This is a genomic window from Klebsiella sp. RHBSTW-00484 (assembly GCF_013705725.1).
Taxonomy (GTDB): domain Bacteria; phylum Pseudomonadota; class Gammaproteobacteria; order Enterobacterales; family Enterobacteriaceae; genus Klebsiella.
Window position 1 is genome coordinate 171,769 of sequence record NZ_CP055481.1, and the last position, 15,885, is coordinate 187,653.

The 15,885-nt window shown below is 54.3% G+C and carries 15 protein-coding genes; 8 read left to right on the plus strand and 7 right to left on the minus strand.

What is annotated here, in order from left to right; genetic code table 11:
* From HV213_RS00800 to mutM, 4 genes are all read left to right on the plus strand, one after another.
* Window positions 1-726, plus strand: a complete 726-nt coding sequence (locus HV213_RS00800) for a PP2C family serine/threonine-protein phosphatase (protein ID WP_181484438.1) — start codon at window positions 1-3, stop codon at window positions 724-726.
* Window positions 716-2,089 (plus strand): DNA-binding protein, encoded by a 1,374-nt coding sequence (locus tag HV213_RS00805; protein WP_181484439.1) that lies wholly within the window; start codon window positions 716-718, stop codon window positions 2,087-2,089. Before HV213_RS00800 ends, HV213_RS00805 begins: the two co-directional genes overlap by 11 nt.
* A complete protein-coding gene (locus HV213_RS00810) occupies window positions 2,090-4,429 on the plus strand; it encodes an energy transducer TonB (protein WP_181484440.1) in 2,340 nt (779 codons plus the stop codon). It abuts the gene before it with no gap.
* Window positions 4,430-4,492: 63 nt separating this feature from the next.
* Window positions 4,493-5,302, plus strand: a complete 810-nt coding sequence (mutM, locus tag HV213_RS00815; RefSeq protein WP_181484441.1) for a bifunctional DNA-formamidopyrimidine glycosylase/DNA-(apurinic or apyrimidinic site) lyase — start codon at window positions 4,493-4,495, stop codon at window positions 5,300-5,302.
* Between the two features lie 104 nt (window positions 5,303-5,406).
* Here the strand turns inward: mutM and coaD are convergent, their stop codons facing one another.
* The 7 genes from coaD to rfaQ form a co-directional block, all read right to left on the minus strand.
* Entirely contained in the window at window positions 5,407-5,883 is a 477-nt protein-coding gene (gene coaD, locus HV213_RS00820) for a pantetheine-phosphate adenylyltransferase (RefSeq protein ID WP_100682896.1), read from the minus strand.
* A gap of 2 nt (window positions 5,884-5,885) precedes the next feature.
* Window positions 5,886-6,656: a glycosyltransferase family 2 protein gene (locus HV213_RS00825; protein ID WP_181484442.1), complete on the minus strand. Its 771-nt coding sequence runs from the start codon at window positions 6,654-6,656 to the stop codon at window positions 5,886-5,888.
* The gene (gene waaA, locus HV213_RS00830) at window positions 6,656-7,930 is read right to left on the minus strand and encodes a lipid IV(A) 3-deoxy-D-manno-octulosonic acid transferase (protein ID WP_181484443.1); all 1,275 of its coding nucleotides are present in this window, start codon (window positions 7,928-7,930) and stop codon (window positions 6,656-6,658) included. Before waaA ends, HV213_RS00825 begins: the two co-directional genes overlap by 1 nt.
* An 82-nt stretch (window positions 7,931-8,012) precedes the next feature.
* Entirely contained in the window at window positions 8,013-9,002 is a 990-nt protein-coding gene (locus HV213_RS00835) for a glycosyltransferase (protein WP_181484444.1), read from the minus strand.
* A 30-nt stretch (window positions 9,003-9,032) separates the two neighbouring features.
* Window positions 9,033-10,127 carry a glycosyltransferase gene (locus HV213_RS00840; RefSeq protein ID WP_181484445.1) on the minus strand — a complete coding sequence of 365 codons (1,095 nt, stop codon included), beginning with the start codon at window positions 10,125-10,127 and terminating at the stop codon, window positions 9,033-9,035.
* 2 nt (window positions 10,128-10,129) lie between these two features.
* Window positions 10,130-11,257, minus strand: coding sequence for a glycosyltransferase family 4 protein (locus tag HV213_RS00845; RefSeq protein ID WP_181484446.1), 1,128 nt, complete (start codon window positions 11,255-11,257; stop codon window positions 10,130-10,132).
* Entirely contained in the window at window positions 11,254-12,330 is a 1,077-nt protein-coding gene (gene rfaQ / locus HV213_RS00850) for a putative lipopolysaccharide heptosyltransferase III (protein ID WP_181484447.1), read from the minus strand. Before rfaQ ends, HV213_RS00845 begins: the two co-directional genes overlap by 4 nt.
* Window positions 12,331-12,441: 111 nt before the next feature.
* Here rfaQ and HV213_RS00855 point away from each other — a divergent pair, with 111 nt between their 5' ends.
* The 4 genes from HV213_RS00855 (at window position 12,442) to HV213_RS00870 (ending at window position 15,859) form a co-directional block, all read left to right on the plus strand.
* The gene (locus tag HV213_RS00855; protein WP_181484448.1) at window positions 12,442-13,398 is read left to right on the plus strand and encodes a polysaccharide deacetylase family protein; all 957 of its coding nucleotides are present in this window, start codon (window positions 12,442-12,444) and stop codon (window positions 13,396-13,398) included.
* A gap of 171 nt (window positions 13,399-13,569) precedes the next feature.
* Window positions 13,570-14,292, plus strand: coding sequence for a hypothetical protein (locus tag HV213_RS00860; RefSeq protein ID WP_181484449.1), 723 nt, complete (start codon window positions 13,570-13,572; stop codon window positions 14,290-14,292).
* A gap of 45 nt (window positions 14,293-14,337) precedes the next feature.
* Window positions 14,338-15,318: an IS5-like element IS5 family transposase gene (locus HV213_RS00865; protein WP_000019403.1), complete on the plus strand. Its 981-nt coding sequence runs from the start codon at window positions 14,338-14,340 to the stop codon at window positions 15,316-15,318.
* Between the two features lie 172 nt (window positions 15,319-15,490).
* The gene (locus HV213_RS00870) at window positions 15,491-15,859 is read left to right on the plus strand and encodes an O-antigen ligase family protein (protein ID WP_181484450.1); all 369 of its coding nucleotides are present in this window, start codon (window positions 15,491-15,493) and stop codon (window positions 15,857-15,859) included.
* Window positions 15,860-15,885 lie beyond the last annotated feature (26 nt).

Sequence of the window (15,885 nt, forward strand, 5' to 3'; positions counted from 1 at the left end):
ATGAACTGGCGCGTTTATGCTTCGTCGGTTATCGGCAGCAGCCACCGACAAAATAACCTTCCTTGTCAGGATGCCTTTTGCTATCGCAATTTGGGCGATCGACTTGTTGCTGTCGTTTGTGATGGCGCAGGTTCAGCCGCTTATAGCGAACAGGGGGCGGCTTTGGTTGCCCGGGCGCTGTGTGAGCGCCTGGCGCTATTGACCGTTGTGCCTGATGAAGAGCAAGTCGTGGCGCTGATAGCGGATGTCCGAGAGGCTGTTCTGCTACAAGCCAAAGAGCAACAGCTTGTCGCGGGTGATTTTGCCTGTACCGTTCTGGCGGCATGGCTGGGCGAAACGCAGTCGCTGGTCCTGCATATCGGTGATGGCGTTGCGGCGCTCACTATCAACGATGAGCAGCACTTCTCTTTACCTGAAAACGGTGAATACGCCAACCAAACCTGGTTCCTCACCAGCCCTGACTGGCGTGAACATTTACGCATCAATCAGTTTGCTGGCAGAGCCATACAGCTGGTGATGATGTCCGATGGTGTGCAGCCGTTTGCGCTAAACCGTAGCTGTGATGCGCTGTTTTCCCCCTTTATGGACCCTGTCGTAAGCTATTTGCAGCAGGTTTCAGAGGAGAAGGGGAGCGAAGCGATACGCGCCACGCTTGATGACCCGCGCACGTGGGCGATAACCGGTGATGACAAGACGCTGCTGGTAGCTCTGCGTAATGAAGCATAAAAAAGTCCCTGGGTGTTATAACGAGCAGCGCCGCGCGGTACGTTTGGGGAAACTCATCAAGAGCGGCGGCGCTGGCAGCGTCTATTTTCTGGCGGATGACCCTTCCCGGGTTGCGAAAATCTATCATCCCAATATCGATACCGGTTATTACCAGCGCAAGCTTAGCGCCATGCTTGCGCAGCGCCCGCAGATCCCCGCACCTGCCGACGGTGAGACGATTGTCCAGTTGGCGTGGCCCGACTATTTGCTCTTTGACGAGCGCAAGCGCGTTATTGGCTTTGTTATGCCGGTCCTTGATACCCAGCGCACTATTGAGCTGGAGTATATTTTGCAGTCGCGGCAAGCGAAGGCGCAGAATCTGCCGGAAGGGATCGGCGCAAAAGTAAGTCTGGCCTGCAACCTCGCGACCCTGGTCTCGGCGCTGCATGCGCGACAGCACCGGGTTATCGACATGAAGCCGGTTAACCTGCGCTTCTATCGCGACAGCCTGTATATCGCGCTGCTGGACTGCGATGGTTTTAGCATTCAGGGCGAGGGCGAGCGTTTCCCTGCCGGGCAGTTCACGCCGGATTACCTGGCACCGGAGTTCCAGCGCATCGGGCAGGTGCCCGGCGAACAGGAAGAAGCACAGGACCGTTTTTCGCTGGCGGTGATTATTTTTCAACTGCTCAACCATGGTATTCATCCCTATAGCGGCCGCTCGCAAACCGCGAAGGTGCCCGATGATTTACCCGGTCGCATCGCCGCCGGTTGCTATGCCTACGGCGTCAATGCGGCAAAAAATATTACCCCGGTACCGGCCAGTACCCACCATCTGCTGCCGACCGAGCTGCGTAAGCTGTTCGACCGCGCTTTTAGCGGCTCATCCGCCCGACGCCCTTGCGCCGATGAATGGGCACAGGTATTGCGTCCTTATGCGCTACGCAGTACGCAAAAAATTGTTCTCTGTAGTAAGAAACATCAGCATTTCGCTGGGATGCCGTGCCTGGTCTGCGCACGTGAAAAACAGGTTGTAGAAGGCGTAAAGCAGGCGAAGCAGCATAAGCAAACGCAAACTGTTCGCCAGCGACCTGCGCCCATCAAGCGCCAGCCTCGCGTTGCGCCAGCCGCTGCGGTACGTCGTCAGCCAACCGGGCCGGGGCCGTTAACGCTGCTGTGGCGCAATATGCGCAGCAAAGTTCCTGCATTTGTTTGGCACGGGGCGCTGGCCCTGATTAGCACTCTGGTGATGACCATATTAGCGCGTAATTTTACCCAACTGAGCGGTCCCTGGCATGCCTGGTACGATAACGCGGCGTTAATCCTGATTTTTGTCTGGATAGCCGTGATGGGGCTGCTGGCGATTCTTCGGAGTAAGCCATAAATGATTACGCCGAAGTTAAAGCACCTGCTGGTCATCTTGTCTTTGATTGCGCTTTTTGTCGCGCCGAATATGGTGCTCTTTCTCTGGTCTGCCCCCTTTATGTTGGTGGATAAGCTTTCGCTTTTACCGGCGGCGCTGAATGCTCCCCAGCGTTTATTGCTCTACGGCCTGTGGCTGGGGGGCGCTCTCTACTTTTTCGCCCTGATGTGGGTGGCGATTACCCGGCGCAATAAAGGCTATCTGGTAGCCGCCGTGGCGCAGATTGTTTTTGTCATCGGTGTCACGTTATTCAATGTGCCCATAGGCGAGCAAAATCAGCGGCGCTGGCAGAGTATGAATCAGCTGGAATCACCTGCCTGGCAGGATTTTTTATTTGATCGCCATGCCCGTTTTATTCAGATAACCCTGCGCGGGGGGCCGTTTAATCAGCACAATATTATCGAGCAATTTATCGCGCAGAAAAAACCGCTGGCGGAGCTGCTGCTGGGCTGGAATGAACAAGACGCAGCCGCCGCGGATGCGCTCTGGCAGCAGGCATTAGGTTATCCTGAGCAAGAAGCTAAGGCATTACCCAAAATGGTCGATTATCTGACATGGATGCCGGACCGTGGCGATCTGACGCTGGCTGCGGCCGTCCTGACGTTGACCACGGATACGGATAAATCGCGGGCGGAAAGAGCATTTCGCCAGGCAATCGCCATTGCGCCGGAAAACCATGACGCCTGGCTGGGCTGGGCATTAGCGCTGATCCAGTCTCGTGATGATGAGCGGGTGCGAAATTCGCAGTTTCAGCCGCTCACACAAAGCATTACTACTGGATTATTGATGGCGGAGGGTCTGAAGGATAGCCCGCGCCAACCTGCGCTACAGCAGCGGTTAGAGGCGTATATTGCGCAAATGCCGGCTGAGGATCGGCAAATCCTGCACATTCTGCGGGCCAGAATGCAGACCCGTTCCTGCGATTTGCCATGGGACAGATATGCCGCCAGAGAACAAGGTGAGGCTGGTAAGGTGCTGCCTTTATCGAAATCAATTGTGTTTAAACAAGGACCCGTACCTGGCGTCGGCAATGTTAACGAGCGCTTTCCTGGACACGTGAGTATTGAGGCGGAGCAGTATGGCATCTGGAAAGAGAGTGTGCAGGCTATGCTCTATCCGGCGATAAATAAATTTATCAAGTCGGCGACGACGGTGCTTTCGGTGGATACCGGGGTAGGCGGCGATCTATTTAACGCGGTGGTCGAGTGCAGTAGCGGCGTTCCCGAGTTTGACAAGGCGGCGCTCCACTACGTGCAGCAGTGGCGTTTTGCTTCTAACCGGCATGGAGAGCGCTTGCTGATACCGGTGAACTTTATCAGCGATCGTCTGCCTCCTGAGGAGCACTATCGGGAGATGGAATCACGAGCGACGCGTATCGCCCGGCTGGCGGCCCGGCATAATAAATCCGGGATGGAAACTGCCGCGCAAGAGATGGTCGCTCAATTCACCCGGATGAAAGCGCTCTTTCCACAGAAGAAACTCAGCGCGGAAGAGGCGCGAAATCTACAGCTCGTCTACTTCAAAAAGCGGGATAAAGACACCAAAGGCAGAATGGAAGGCTTTACTGAAATGACGGAAGCGATGGAAAAGCTGGTCGATACGCATCCGTACTATGCGCCGTTATTGAAGGATCTGGCGCTGAGAAAGAGCTTTGCTTCATTTGATGAGAACCGGGCAACGTGGGCGCAACTGCTGGCGCTGGCTCCGGAGGATCCACAAGTGTGGATGGCCTGGGGTAGCCTGTGGGCCGATCGCGATCCTGAACTGTATATCGGTGCGATGATCTATTCATTGTTGCTACAGCCTCTCGCCGAGGATACCGAGCAGAAAATAGCGAATATCAAAACCAAGCTGCTGATGCGGGTGGGCATGGGCGAGCGTAGTGCGATTCTTTCGGCAAAAGTGTATGCGGATTATGTCGATATTCTCGGAGAAAGAGCGAAAGGTGAAGATACTGCAAAAGCCGGAGACATCTTACCAGCGAGCAAAAAGCTGGACCGTCATGAAACCATTGTTCCTGGTGACTTTCCGGTGAGTATAGCGGTTGATATCGACCGGAATGAAGTGTTAAACGCGCATTTCTTCAAAGTTGAGTGGAAGGCGCCGCAGACGCAGGGTGATAAACGGGCTGAGCTTACCGTTGATATCGATAAAAACGGCGTTCCGACGCTGGTGCTGGTGAGCAAAAGCAGTGGAGTGGAAGATGATGATGCGCGGGCGGTCGATATGCTTTGGCGCTGGAAATTTAAACCACAGCCCGATGGCAGACAGATAACCGTTGGTGTGAATTTTCAGCACTAACCGCGTCGTTGCCTTCTGAACGAGGTAAAATAGGAGCGCCTGCTGTTTTCATATGAGAAAAATATGCCTGAATTACCTGAAGTAGAAACCAGCCGCCGCGGTATTGAGCCGCATCTGGTTGGGGCGACTATCCTGCACGCCGTGGTGCGTAACGGACGCCTGCGCTGGCCGGTTTCCGAAGAGATCTATCGCCTGAGCGACGTTCCTGTTCTCAGCGTGCGTCGTCGTGCCAAATATCTGCTGCTGGAGCTGCCCGACGGCTGGATTATCATCCACCTTGGCATGTCGGGGAGCCTGCGCATTCTGAGCGAAGAGCTGCCCGCAGAGAAACACGATCACGTTGATTTGATCATGAGCAACGGCAAGGTTCTGCGCTATACCGATCCGCGCCGCTTTGGTGCCTGGCTGTGGACCAAAGAGCTGGAAGGCCATCCGGTGTTAGCGCATCTTGGGCCGGAGCCGCTAAGCGATGATTTCAATGCTGACTATCTCCAGCAAAGGTGCGCGAAGAAGAAAACTGCGATTAAACCCTGGCTGATGGATAACAAGCTGGTGGTCGGGGTCGGTAATATCTACGCCAGCGAATCGCTGTTCTCGGCGGGGATCCACCCCGACAGGCTCGCTTCATCGCTTTCACGCGAAGAGTGCGAGCAATTGGTAAAGGTGATTAAGCTGGTGCTGTTGCGCTCCATCGAGCAGGGCGGGACGACGCTAAAAGATTTCCTGCAAAGCGACGGTAAGCCGGGCTATTTTGCCCAGGAATTACAGGTTTATGGTCGTAAGGGGGAACCCTGCCGTATTTGCGGAACGCCAATTATCGGCAGCAAACATGCGCAGCGGGCGACGTTTTATTGCCGCCAGTGCCAGAAGTAAAGTGTGGTGTTTGCGTTGATCCCGGCTCGCGCTGCGCTTAGCCGGGCTACAGGTTTCCAGCCGTCTGCGGGCAGGCGCATCGCGCCGCCTCCGGGAAGAACGCCCTACAGCTTCTTCAGCAGCGCCTGGTGAACGTTAGCAGGCAGGAAGTGGGAGACATCGCCCTGGTGGCGCGCTACCTCTTTCACCAGCGAAGAGGAGATAAACGACCACTCTTTGCACGGCATCAGGAACACGCTCTCCAGCGTCGGCATCAGGTGGCGGTTCATGTGCGCCAGCTGCATCTCATATTCAAAATCCGCCACCGCCCGCAGTCCGCGAATTAAAATATTCGCCTGCTGCGCGCGGGCAAAATTGGCCATTAAATCGCTAAAGCCAATCACTTCAACGTTGACCAGATGTGCGGTTGCCTGCTCTGCCAGCGCGATGCGCTCATCGAGGGTAAACATCGGCTTTTTGCTCGGGCTGGCGGCGATAGCCAGCAAGACCTTATCAAACATGCTGGCCGCACGGGTGACGATATCGATATGGCCGTTAGTGATAGGGTCGAAGGTGCCCGGATAGATCGCTTTTGTGCTCATAATTACACTTTCTCCGAGTAGCCGCGGCTTAGCGCCCACAGCTCGGTGTATTTATTAAACGTATATTGCGCGTTGACCACAGCCAGTAGCCAACCTTGTTTTCCATCCAGAATACCGCCGCGTAGCAGCAGCGTTTTCACGAAGGCACCCAGCGTATGGCCGAAGATACCGGTCAGCGAGGTCTTCTTACCCTTCTGGTGGCGCTCCTGGGCCCAGGCGGCGGCATAGGCCAGCTGCTTTTGCTGAAAGCCGGAAAAGTCACGGCAGGTCAGATGCAACAGATCGCCCGAGAGTTCGATAACCTGTGCGCCTTTGCTGTCGACAGACTCATGCACCAGATTATCGTTATATCGGTAATGGTCGCGTTGGTACAGGCGCATCACGCGGTCCGGATACCAGCCGCTATGGCGCATAAAGCGACCGAGAAAATAGTTTCGCCGGGCGATGCTGTAGATAGCACCGCTTTTTGGCGCGGCCAGCACGCTGCGGATGGATTGTTCAAGCTCTGGGGTGACGCGCTCGTCGGTATCTATCATCAGCACGTAGTCGCCGGTGGCGTAACTCTGGGCGCGCTGGCGCTGAATGCCATAACCCTGCCAGTCGCGATTGATATGAACCTGAGCGCCGAGGCTGCGGGCTAATTCGACGGTGTTATCACTGCTGCCGGAATCCAGCAAGATTAACTCATCGGCCCAGCTTACTGATGCCAGACAATCAGGCAGCAGATCCGCCGCATTTTTGGCGATCATTACGACCGAGAGTCGAGGCGACATTAGTGGCTCCGCTGCGGCAGATAAGGTTGTAGTAACTGTAGCAGACGGGAGAGCGCGCCCTGATTTTGATGCAGCACTTCCACCGCGTGGCGACCGTACCACAGACGATAATCTTCGTCGGTCAGCAGGTTAGACACCTGGGTCACCAGCGAGTTGGCATCGGTCACGGTAATCAGACCGTCGTCCTGCTGCAGCTTGGCGCAGATATCTTTGAAGTTGAAGGTGTGCGGGCCCATCAATACTGGAATCGCATGGGCGGCGGGCTCCAGCGGATTATGACCGCCGCGCTCCACCAGGCTGCCGCCAACGAACGCAAGGTCGGCGATTCCGTACAGCAGCATTAGCTCGCCCATCGTATCGCCAATCACCACCTGGGTACTGTTCGATGGGATTTCGCCAGTGCTGCGCAGGGTGTAGCTCATTCCTGCTTTCTGCACCATTTCGCGGGCGTCGCTAAAACGTTCCGGATGGCGAGGGACGAGGATCAGCAGCAGATTGGGGAATGTCTCCAGCAGCTTTTTATGCGCCTGGAGAACAATTTGTTCTTCGCCGTCGTGGGTGCTGGTGGCAATCCAGACCTGACGATGCGGTGCCCACTGGCGGCGCAGGGTGATGGCGCGTGCAGCCAGTTCAGGTGTCACTGAGATATCAAACTTCAGGCTACCGGTAACCGCCAACTGATTGCGCTTCAGGCCCAGGGCGATAAAACGGTTCGCGTCTTCTTCATTCTGCGCGGCGATAAGCGTGATACGGCTCAGCAGCCGACGCATAAATTTGCCCAGCTTGGCGTAGCCCTTCGCCGAGCGCTCGGACAGGCGGGCGTTAGCAATGACCAGCGGAATTTTACGCTTATGCAGCGTGGCGACCATATTCGGCCACAGCTCGGTCTCCATCACAATAACCAGCTTGGGCTGGACGGTGTTGAAGAAGCGGTTCATGGCACCGGGCAGATCGTAAGGCAGGTAGACGTGATGAACGTCTTTACCGAAGGCCGACATCGCCCGCTCGGAGCCAGTTGGCGTCATGGTAGTAACGGTGATCGGCAGATAGGGATAACGATGACGTAACGCGCGTACCAGCGGGATCGCCGCCAGGGTTTCGCCGACGGAAACGGAATGCAGCAGAATGCCGTCCGGTTCTACCTTGTTCTGACAGTAGCCATAACGTTCAGCCCAGCGTTTGCGGTAGGCAGGGGCCTTACGGCTACGTAAGAGAAGTCGTAGCCAAACCAGTGGCTGAATAAGGTAAAGCAGGGCGGTATAAAGCAATTCCAAGCGATTTATCCGTTTTCATGTTTTTGCGGGCAAATTCTAAGCATTTAACCCGCGTAAAGCTATCTCTTTGGCGGATTCAGTATTAAGCCACATCGCGATAGCGCTTGATGCGCAGATAGCGGCGTCCAAGACGCCAGCGTAGACGGAACGTGCGGGCGTTTTTCCAGATAAGACTCCAGATCCCGCGGTCGAAGAATTCTTTAATTATAATATGCTTTTTTGATTCATCTTTCATGCTATCGAAAGTATGAATAATTCCCAGCCCCTCTTTGGCGATTTGCCAGCGGCAGGCGGAAATATCGCGAACCTTGTCCGGATAACGCTGATTGATGGCGTCCAGCATCTCCAGAATTTTCATGTAGTGGCGCGCTGAACGCATCAGCGTATCGTCGTTGTCCGGCTTGTGCGATACCGATTCCGAGTGAATATAGTAGTCGTAGAACTGCTCGCTGGTGTACTGCACGCGTTCTGCTGTAAGCAACACTTCCGTGGTCCAGGGAATATCCTGATGGCGCAGGCCCGGCTCAAAGTGGAAGTTGTGGCTCGCGATAAATTCGCGACGGTAGATATTCAGCCAGGTGACATGCAGGAATTTACGCGAATCCAGCGCCTGCTTTAACCACACGTGGCCGGGCAGTACGCCGGTAGACTGCAATTTATCCAGCGGGAATATCGGGTGGATATCTTTTTTCGTCTCGTAGACGTAGCGCCCGTTGCAGGTGGCGACATCAAGGTGACCCTTTTCCGCCATCTCCAGAAGCGTGCTGTACATGCCTGGGTAAAGCTTGTCATCGATATCCGGGAAGGTCAGGTACTTACCCGTGGCGACGGCAAGACCCGTGTTACGCGCCACCGAAACGCCCTGATTTTCCTGCTCCAGCACGATCACATTTTGCAGACGGTCCTTCCACTGGTCGATAACCGCCAGGCTGGCGTCCGTCGACCCGTCGTTCACCAGGATCAGTTCATAGCTTTCCAACTGCTGTTGCTCAAGGCACTCAAAGAATTGCGCAAGGAATTTTTCGCCGTTATAGACGGCGGCCACGATGCTCAGTAAAGGCGTTTGACTCATAAATCATTCGATCCTGGTTGAATAACGGCGTCAGGCGCTACGCAGCTGACGGTACTGCTGACAAATTGTCGCCACGCTGAATTTTTCCAGCATCAGGGCGTCGATGGCAGGCGGGCTATGGTAAATGCTTTGCATCGTCTGGGCCAGCGCCGGGCTGTTCAAATCCGCCAGACCACGAGCCAGTTCGCCGGTTAAAATTTCAGTGACACCGCCCGGACAGCGGGTGCTGGCAACCGGCGTGTTGAGCAGCAGCGCTTCTACCACCACGTTGCCAAAACCTTCGCTATCTGAGCTCAGGACCAGCATCCGCGCGCCTTTAATCCACGGCAGCGGGTTTTTCTGGAAGCCTTTAAACAGGACGCGATCGCCAACCTGTAGCTGCTGTGCCAACTGGCGCAGGCGCTGTTCTTGCTCCGGTTTTCCCTGCCCCAGCAGCACCAGCGGTGCATCGATGCCGCTTTGCGCATAGGCCTCAATCAGCCTGTCATGGCGCTTACCGGGATGAAAACGCCCCACGTGGATAATATAGTCGCCATCGGGCCGTTCGCTCGGCTCCTGGGCCGCGGCGCGCAGGGCGGCGATATCAAACGGGTTATAAATCGTTTTCAACTGCGCCGGACGAATGGCGAACTGTTCAACCAGATCCTTGCCGACCGCATCGGAAACGGTGACGACGTTGCGCCCCTGGTAAACGCGTTTGATCTTCTGCTGTTTCATCCAGCGGTCAAAACCGGTGCGATGGCCGAGATAGGAAGTGGAGAACACGCCGTGCAGGCAGAACCAGACGTTACGCCCGCTCAGCAGGCGGCTGCGGGAGACAATGCGGTCAGTCTTATGCAGATTTGAGAGCACCAGATCTAAATGGCCCTGCTGTTCTGCTTTATCGATAGCCGCATCAAGCTGGCGCGCGCGCCGGGATAGCTCGGTGAGCTTGCGCCACGGTTTGCGGCAGCGGTCAGCGATCACCTGATAATCCAGCCCTTCCGGCAACGGATAATCGCAGACGTCGCGCAGGGAAAAGAGCGATACCTGTTCGCCCTGATTGAGAAAATGCTCCGCCAGCGTCAGCACCACTTTTTCCGCGCCGCCGCCGGGCAGGCCGTCAATAACAAACAGTATGCGCATCGTTATTTCACCAGATCCTGATAGAGGGAGAGCAGCTGCGCCGATAGCCGTTCGCTGGTGCAGGTCATAATGCGCTCGCGGGCACGTTCGCCTTGCGCAGAACCTAAGGCGCGGGCGGGCAGAGCGATAACGGACTCCTGCAGGGCCGGGATATCCAGCGCGTCGCAAACGTAGCCGTTGCTGCCCTGAACGATAAATTCCGCGCCGCCGCAGCCGGTGGTGGTAATGACCGGCAGGCCGCAGGCCATCGCTTCAAGGATAACGTTAGGGAACGGATCGTACAGCGTTGGTAGCAGCAGGCCGTCGGCCATCTGATAGAACGGCAGGGTTTCTGACTGCATGCCGAAGAAACGAACCCGATCTTCACAGTTCAGCGTTTTCGCCAGTTGCTGATAGCGACTCTGCTCTTTATCTTTGCCAACCACTAACAGATAGCGATCGGTTGGGGCGATGGCGCGAATCGCTGCATCCAGCCCTTTACGCTCAAAGCCGGAACCGACGTAGATCAGACAGGTCGCCTGCAGCGGCAGATTCCATTTGGTGCGTAGCGCAACAAAGGCCGCTTCCGTTGGTGGTAGAAAACGCTGGTTATCGATGGCGTTGTAGATAACGTGGATTTTTTCCGCTGGCAGACCGAAGTCTTCAATAATCTCTTGTTTAATCATCTCTGCGTTACAGATGACGCCGCGCAGGTGCGAGTCCTGATACATTTCGCGCTCGGCCTGCATCACATAGCGATGGTAGCGGTCAGCGAACAGCAGACGGCTTTTCCAGCCGGGCAGAATACGCGAACGTTGCTGAAGCCAACGGCGATGTACGCCGTCTCCAGCTCGATACAGGTCGCAACCGGGGATGCGCTCATGGCTTTGCACCAGGTCGAAGGACTCGCGCTGCCACAGCTGACGCGCAGCTTCGGCAAAACCACGCTCGCGGCTGATGCGTCCCCACTTACGCGGGTTGCAGATGTGGATGTTCCACTCGGGCTTCACCGGCCCCTGCCACTCGCGGGTGATGACGTTCAGTTCAAGATCGCTGTCGTCGAGAGCCTCCAACGCGCGGGAGACAAAGCGCTCCGCGCCGCCGTCCGGGCGATACTTCTGGCGTACCAGAGCCAGCCTGAATTTACTCATGCCAGTACCTTTTTCGCCGCCGCGATAACCGCGTCGGTGGGGATTAAATCGAGATAGCGTTCGTCGGTGTTGGTATCAATGTCGTCAGGATCGGGAATGGGGCCAAAATCCCCCGCCCAGATCACCTCTCCTTGCGCCTGCCACGGACGCCAGAAGGTGAGCTTTGACGGACCGAACAGCGCGACCAGCGGCGTGTTCAGCGCGGCGGCCATATGCATCGGCACCGAGTCTACGCCGATAAACAGACGGGCATGGTCGATGACCGATGCCAGCTGGCGCAGGGTTAACTGCCCGGCGAGCGAGTGCAGACGGGCATTAGGGCTGCCTGCCATAATTGTCTCGACCATCTGTTTCTCTTTGGCATCGGGTCCGGAGGTCAGCACTACCGCATATCCCGCCTCCGAGAGTGCATTAATTAATGCGCTCATTCGCTCTTCGCGCCAGCATTTAAAGAACCAGCGGGAGGTTGGCTGAATAACAATATAGTTGTCCTGAAACCCTTCCGGTAGCAGTGCGCAACTGGTGGCCCAGTCCTGTTCGCTGTAGCCCATTTTTGCTGGGGCATCATCAACATTCAGCCCAAGCGGCGCCAGAATCGACAGATTCTGCTGCACCGTATGCAGCTGATTATGCAGCTCGGTTGAAGCGAGGGCGGTATGGCAGAAACGCCAGGCCGGATGACGGCGTTTCGGGAAGTCAAAGCCGATGCGGGTTGCCGCGCCGGTTAGCTTAGTGATGATCGCGCTGGGCCACTGATCGGCAAGATTGAGCACCATATCGTAGCGTTGCTGGCGGAGGGTTCGAATCAGCTGCCATTCCATCTTAAGCTGGTGGCCGGCTCCCTGCTTTTTCCAGCGCCGATCAATACCATAAATATGGTTGATATCGGCGTTCGCCGCGAGCATATCCCGGGTCTCTTCATAAAGCAGAACATCCACGTGGGCGGCGGGATATTGCTGTTTTAGAGCGTGAATAAGCGGGGTTATCAATAACATGTCGCCATGATGGCGAAGCTTGATAACCAGGATTCGCGCCGGGTTTACGCGGCTGGAAGTGCGGGTTTCAGGCGTCATACTCTGTTCTTCATCCAGGATAAGGGTTCCGATTCTAGGGGATCAGATAGATTGAGAGAAGCGTTGTCTTGCTCTACCATGACCCGATACGTATGGCCTGAGGACGTTTTCGTGCACAAACCCGCATTTCTCATCACGATTGATACAGAGGGCGATAACCTCTGGCAAAAACATGACAGCATCACCACCGAGAATGCGCGCTATTTACCGCGTTTTCAGCAGCTTTGCGAAAAGTATGGTTTCAAACCGGTTTATTTGACCAACTATGAAATGGCCATTGACCCCGTTTATATCGAGTTCGCCAAAGATGTGATTGCCCGGGGAACGGCGGAAATTGGTATGCATCTGCACGCCTGGAACAGCCCGCCAACCGACCCGCTTACCGATGACGATTGGCGGCATAAACCATATCTGATTGAGTACAGCGATGCGGCGATGCGAGAAAAAGTCGACTATATGACCCGTCTGCTGGAAGACACCTTCCAGACCAAAATGGTCAGCCACCGCGCCGGGCGCTGGGCGTTTGATGAGCGCTATGCGCGTCTGCTGGTGGAGTACGGCTATCTGGTCGATTGCTCGGTCACCCCTCGGGTGAACTGGAAAACGGCCAAAGGCGCGCCGCAGGGCGACGGCGGCACCGATTATCGCAACTTCCCGCAGCACGCCTACTTCCTCGATGAGAACGATATTCGCCGTGAAGGTCAGTCGCCGCTGCTGGAAGTGCCGATGAGCATTCAGTACAAGCATTCTGCCTGGATGAATAGCCTGAAGCAGGGCTACGATCGCTTGCGAGGCAAGGTGCGCTCACCGTCCGTTCACTGGCTGCGTCCGAAGGGCGGCAACGTCGAAACGATGAAAAAAGTCGTGGAACAGACGTTGACTCAGGGTAATGACTACGTCGAATATATGCTCCACTCTTCTGAGTACATGCCTGGCGGCAGCCCAACGTTTAAAAACGAGCAGGATATCGAGCGCTTATATGCCGATCTGGAGGCTTTTTTCAGCTGGCTGGCGCCGCAGGTGAAGGGAATGACGTTGGCGGAGTATTATAATAATAAAAAGAGATAAAAGGCTCATTTTTATATGAAATTTATGCTCTACCGTAATCAACATTAAAATGCTTACCAGGGTAATAAAATTTATATCTATTATCTCAAGCCTGGCAACAGGAGATTATGTTAGGCTTGAGCGTATCATCGATATTTAGTTACCCAGAATCACGACAATCAGAAAAAACTTATGTCTAAAAAGAAAAAAATCCTGTTCGTTGTTGATCTGCTGAGTGGCAGAGGGGGTATGGAGAATGTTACCCGGCAGCTTATTCTACAGTTAAATTCAGATCCTCGGTATTCAGCGGGGCTCTTTATTCTTAATGACGGTGGCCGTTATGCTTCAAGCACGTGGCGTGAAGGGATTGTCTGGGGAGAAAGTCAGAGAATTACTGGTAATCATAAAATATCGAGGCTGTTTCATGTTTTACAGCTAGCTTTTTTTATGCTGAAAAACCGTCCCAATCGAGTCGTTGTACTGAATACGATTCCTTGCTTGATTACCAGACGCGCCATGAAAATATCAGCTACGAGCGCAAAATTATCAACCTGGATGCACTTGCCGCCGCGAGATCGGTATCGACCTCGATACCTCTTACTCGCTGAGCACCATTTCTCTATTAGCCGCGATATTGCCAGGCAGTTCATAGAGCTGGGGGCTGCGCCAGAGTCAATCGATGTCGTTTTTAACCCTGTAAAAAAAAGTACCGCGGTTATCACGCGCCCGCAAACATTGAAATTACTCTATGTTGGACGAGTTCATTTTGCTGATCAAAAAAATCTCAAAGAGCTTTTTGACGCAGTTAGTCAACTCAATATTCCTTGGTCACTTGATATCGTTGGTGATGGTGAAGACCTGGTACAATGCCAAAGTTATGTTGATACTCTAGGGAAGGTGCGAACAAGTCCCTGATATGAGATCATGTTTGTCATCTGGAGCCATGGAACAGGGTTCATCATGAGTCATCAACTTACCTTCGCCGACAGTGAATTCAGCAGTAAGCGCCGTCAGACCAGAAAAGAGATTTTCTTGTCCCGCATGGAGCAGATTCTGCCATGGCAAAACATGGTGGAAGTCATCGAGCCGTTTTACCCCAAGGCTGGTAATGGCCGGCGACCTTATCCGCTGGAAACCATGCTACGCATTCACTGCATGCAGCATTGGTACAACCTGAGCGATGGCGCGATGGAAGATGCTCTGTACGAAATCGCCTCCATGCGTCTGTTTGCCCGGTTATCCCTGGATAGCGCCTTGCCGGACCGCACCACCATCATGAATTTCCGCCACCTGCTGGAGCAGCATCAACTGGCCCGCCAATTGTTCAAGACCATCAATCGCTGGCTGGCCGAAGCAGGCGTCATGATGACTCAAGGCACCTTGGTCGATGCCACCATCATTGAGGCACCCAGCTCGACCAAGAACAAAGAGCAGCAACGCGATCCGGAGATGCATCAGACCAAGAAAGGCAATCAGTGGCACTTTGGCATGAAGGCCCACATTGGTGTCGATGCCAAGAGTGGCCTGACCCACAGCCTAGTCACCACCGCGGCCAACGAGCATGACCTCAATCAGCTGGGTAATCTGCTGCATGGAGAGGAGCAATTTGTCTCAGCCGATGCCGGCTACCAAGGGGCGCCACAGCGCGAGGAGCTGGCCGAGGTGGATGTGGACTGGCTGATCGCCGAGCGCCCCGGCAAGGTAAGAACCTTGAAACAGCATCCACGCAAGAACAAAACGGCCATCAACATCGAATACATGAAAGCCAGCATCCGTGCCAGGGTGGAGCACCCATTTCGCATCATCAAGCGACAGTTCGGCTTCGTGAAAGCCAGATACAAGGGGTTGCTGAAAAACGATAACCAACTGGCGATGTTATTCACGCTGGCCAACCTGTTTCGGGCGGACCAAATGATACGTCAGTGGGAGAGATCTCACTAAAAACTGGGGATAACGCCTTAAATGGCGAAGAAACGGTCTAAATAGGCTGATTCAAGGCATTTACGGGAGAAAAAATCGGCTCAAACATGAAGAAATGAAATGACTGAGTCAGCCGAGAAGAATTTCCCCGCTTATTCGCACCTTCCCTAGAGTGGCGATTTGGGATAGTGGATTGGCATATTCTGACCAGCACTATTTCTTCAGCACACCGCTGGAAAGAACAACGTATGCTCAGGCGTTTATTAAAGAAAATCATCCGGGAAATACGGAAGGATATAATAACGTAAAATATAATATGCATAATGATTTTCTTGAAACACTAACGTTACAAGGTATCATGGGCGCACTTTCTTTAGCTTTTATATATTTATCCTTCGCCATTGTGGTGATCCGTCAAAGAATTATGACATCAGCATTATTGCCATTGTTTGTTCTTTTCATTTGTGGGCTAACTGATTCAGTATTAATAAACCCTCAAACGGCGATGTTATTTTTAATATCAGTTGTTATTTCAGCTTCATTACCAACATCCAATAAGTAAAAAAGATGGGGAGCATGGCTCCCCTT

Bases quoted from the DNA above. Each gene is read 5' to 3' on its own strand.
- HV213_RS00805 (WP_181484439.1), top strand. From the start codon at position 716: ATGAAGCATAAAAAAGTCCCTGGGTGTTATAACGAGCAGCGCCGCGCG.
- HV213_RS00840 (WP_181484445.1), bottom strand. From the start codon at position 10,127: ATGCGCATACTGTTTGTTATTGACGGCCTGCCCGGCGGCGGCGCGGAA.
- HV213_RS00800 (WP_181484438.1), top strand. From the start codon at position 1: ATGAACTGGCGCGTTTATGCTTCGTCGGTTATCGGCAGCAGCCACCGA.
- HV213_RS00810 (WP_181484440.1), top strand. From the start codon at position 2,090: ATGATTACGCCGAAGTTAAAGCACCTGCTGGTCATCTTGTCTTTGATT.
- mutM (WP_181484441.1), top strand. From the start codon at position 4,493: ATGCCTGAATTACCTGAAGTAGAAACCAGCCGCCGCGGTATTGAGCCG.
- HV213_RS00825 (WP_181484442.1), bottom strand. From the start codon at position 6,656: ATGTCGCCTCGACTCTCGGTCGTAATGATCGCCAAAAATGCGGCGGAT.
- rfaQ (WP_181484447.1), bottom strand. From the start codon at position 12,330: ATGACGCCTGAAACCCGCACTTCCAGCCGCGTAAACCCGGCGCGAATC.
- coaD (WP_100682896.1), bottom strand. From the start codon at position 5,883: ATGAGCACAAAAGCGATCTATCCGGGCACCTTCGACCCTATCACTAAC.
- HV213_RS00835 (WP_181484444.1), bottom strand. From the start codon at position 9,002: ATGAGTCAAACGCCTTTACTGAGCATCGTGGCCGCCGTCTATAACGGC.
- HV213_RS00860 (WP_181484449.1), top strand. From the start codon at position 13,570: ATGTCTAAAAAGAAAAAAATCCTGTTCGTTGTTGATCTGCTGAGTGGC.
- HV213_RS00845 (WP_181484446.1), bottom strand. From the start codon at position 11,257: ATGAGTAAATTCAGGCTGGCTCTGGTACGCCAGAAGTATCGCCCGGAC.
- HV213_RS00865 (WP_000019403.1), top strand. From the start codon at position 14,338: ATGAGTCATCAACTTACCTTCGCCGACAGTGAATTCAGCAGTAAGCGC.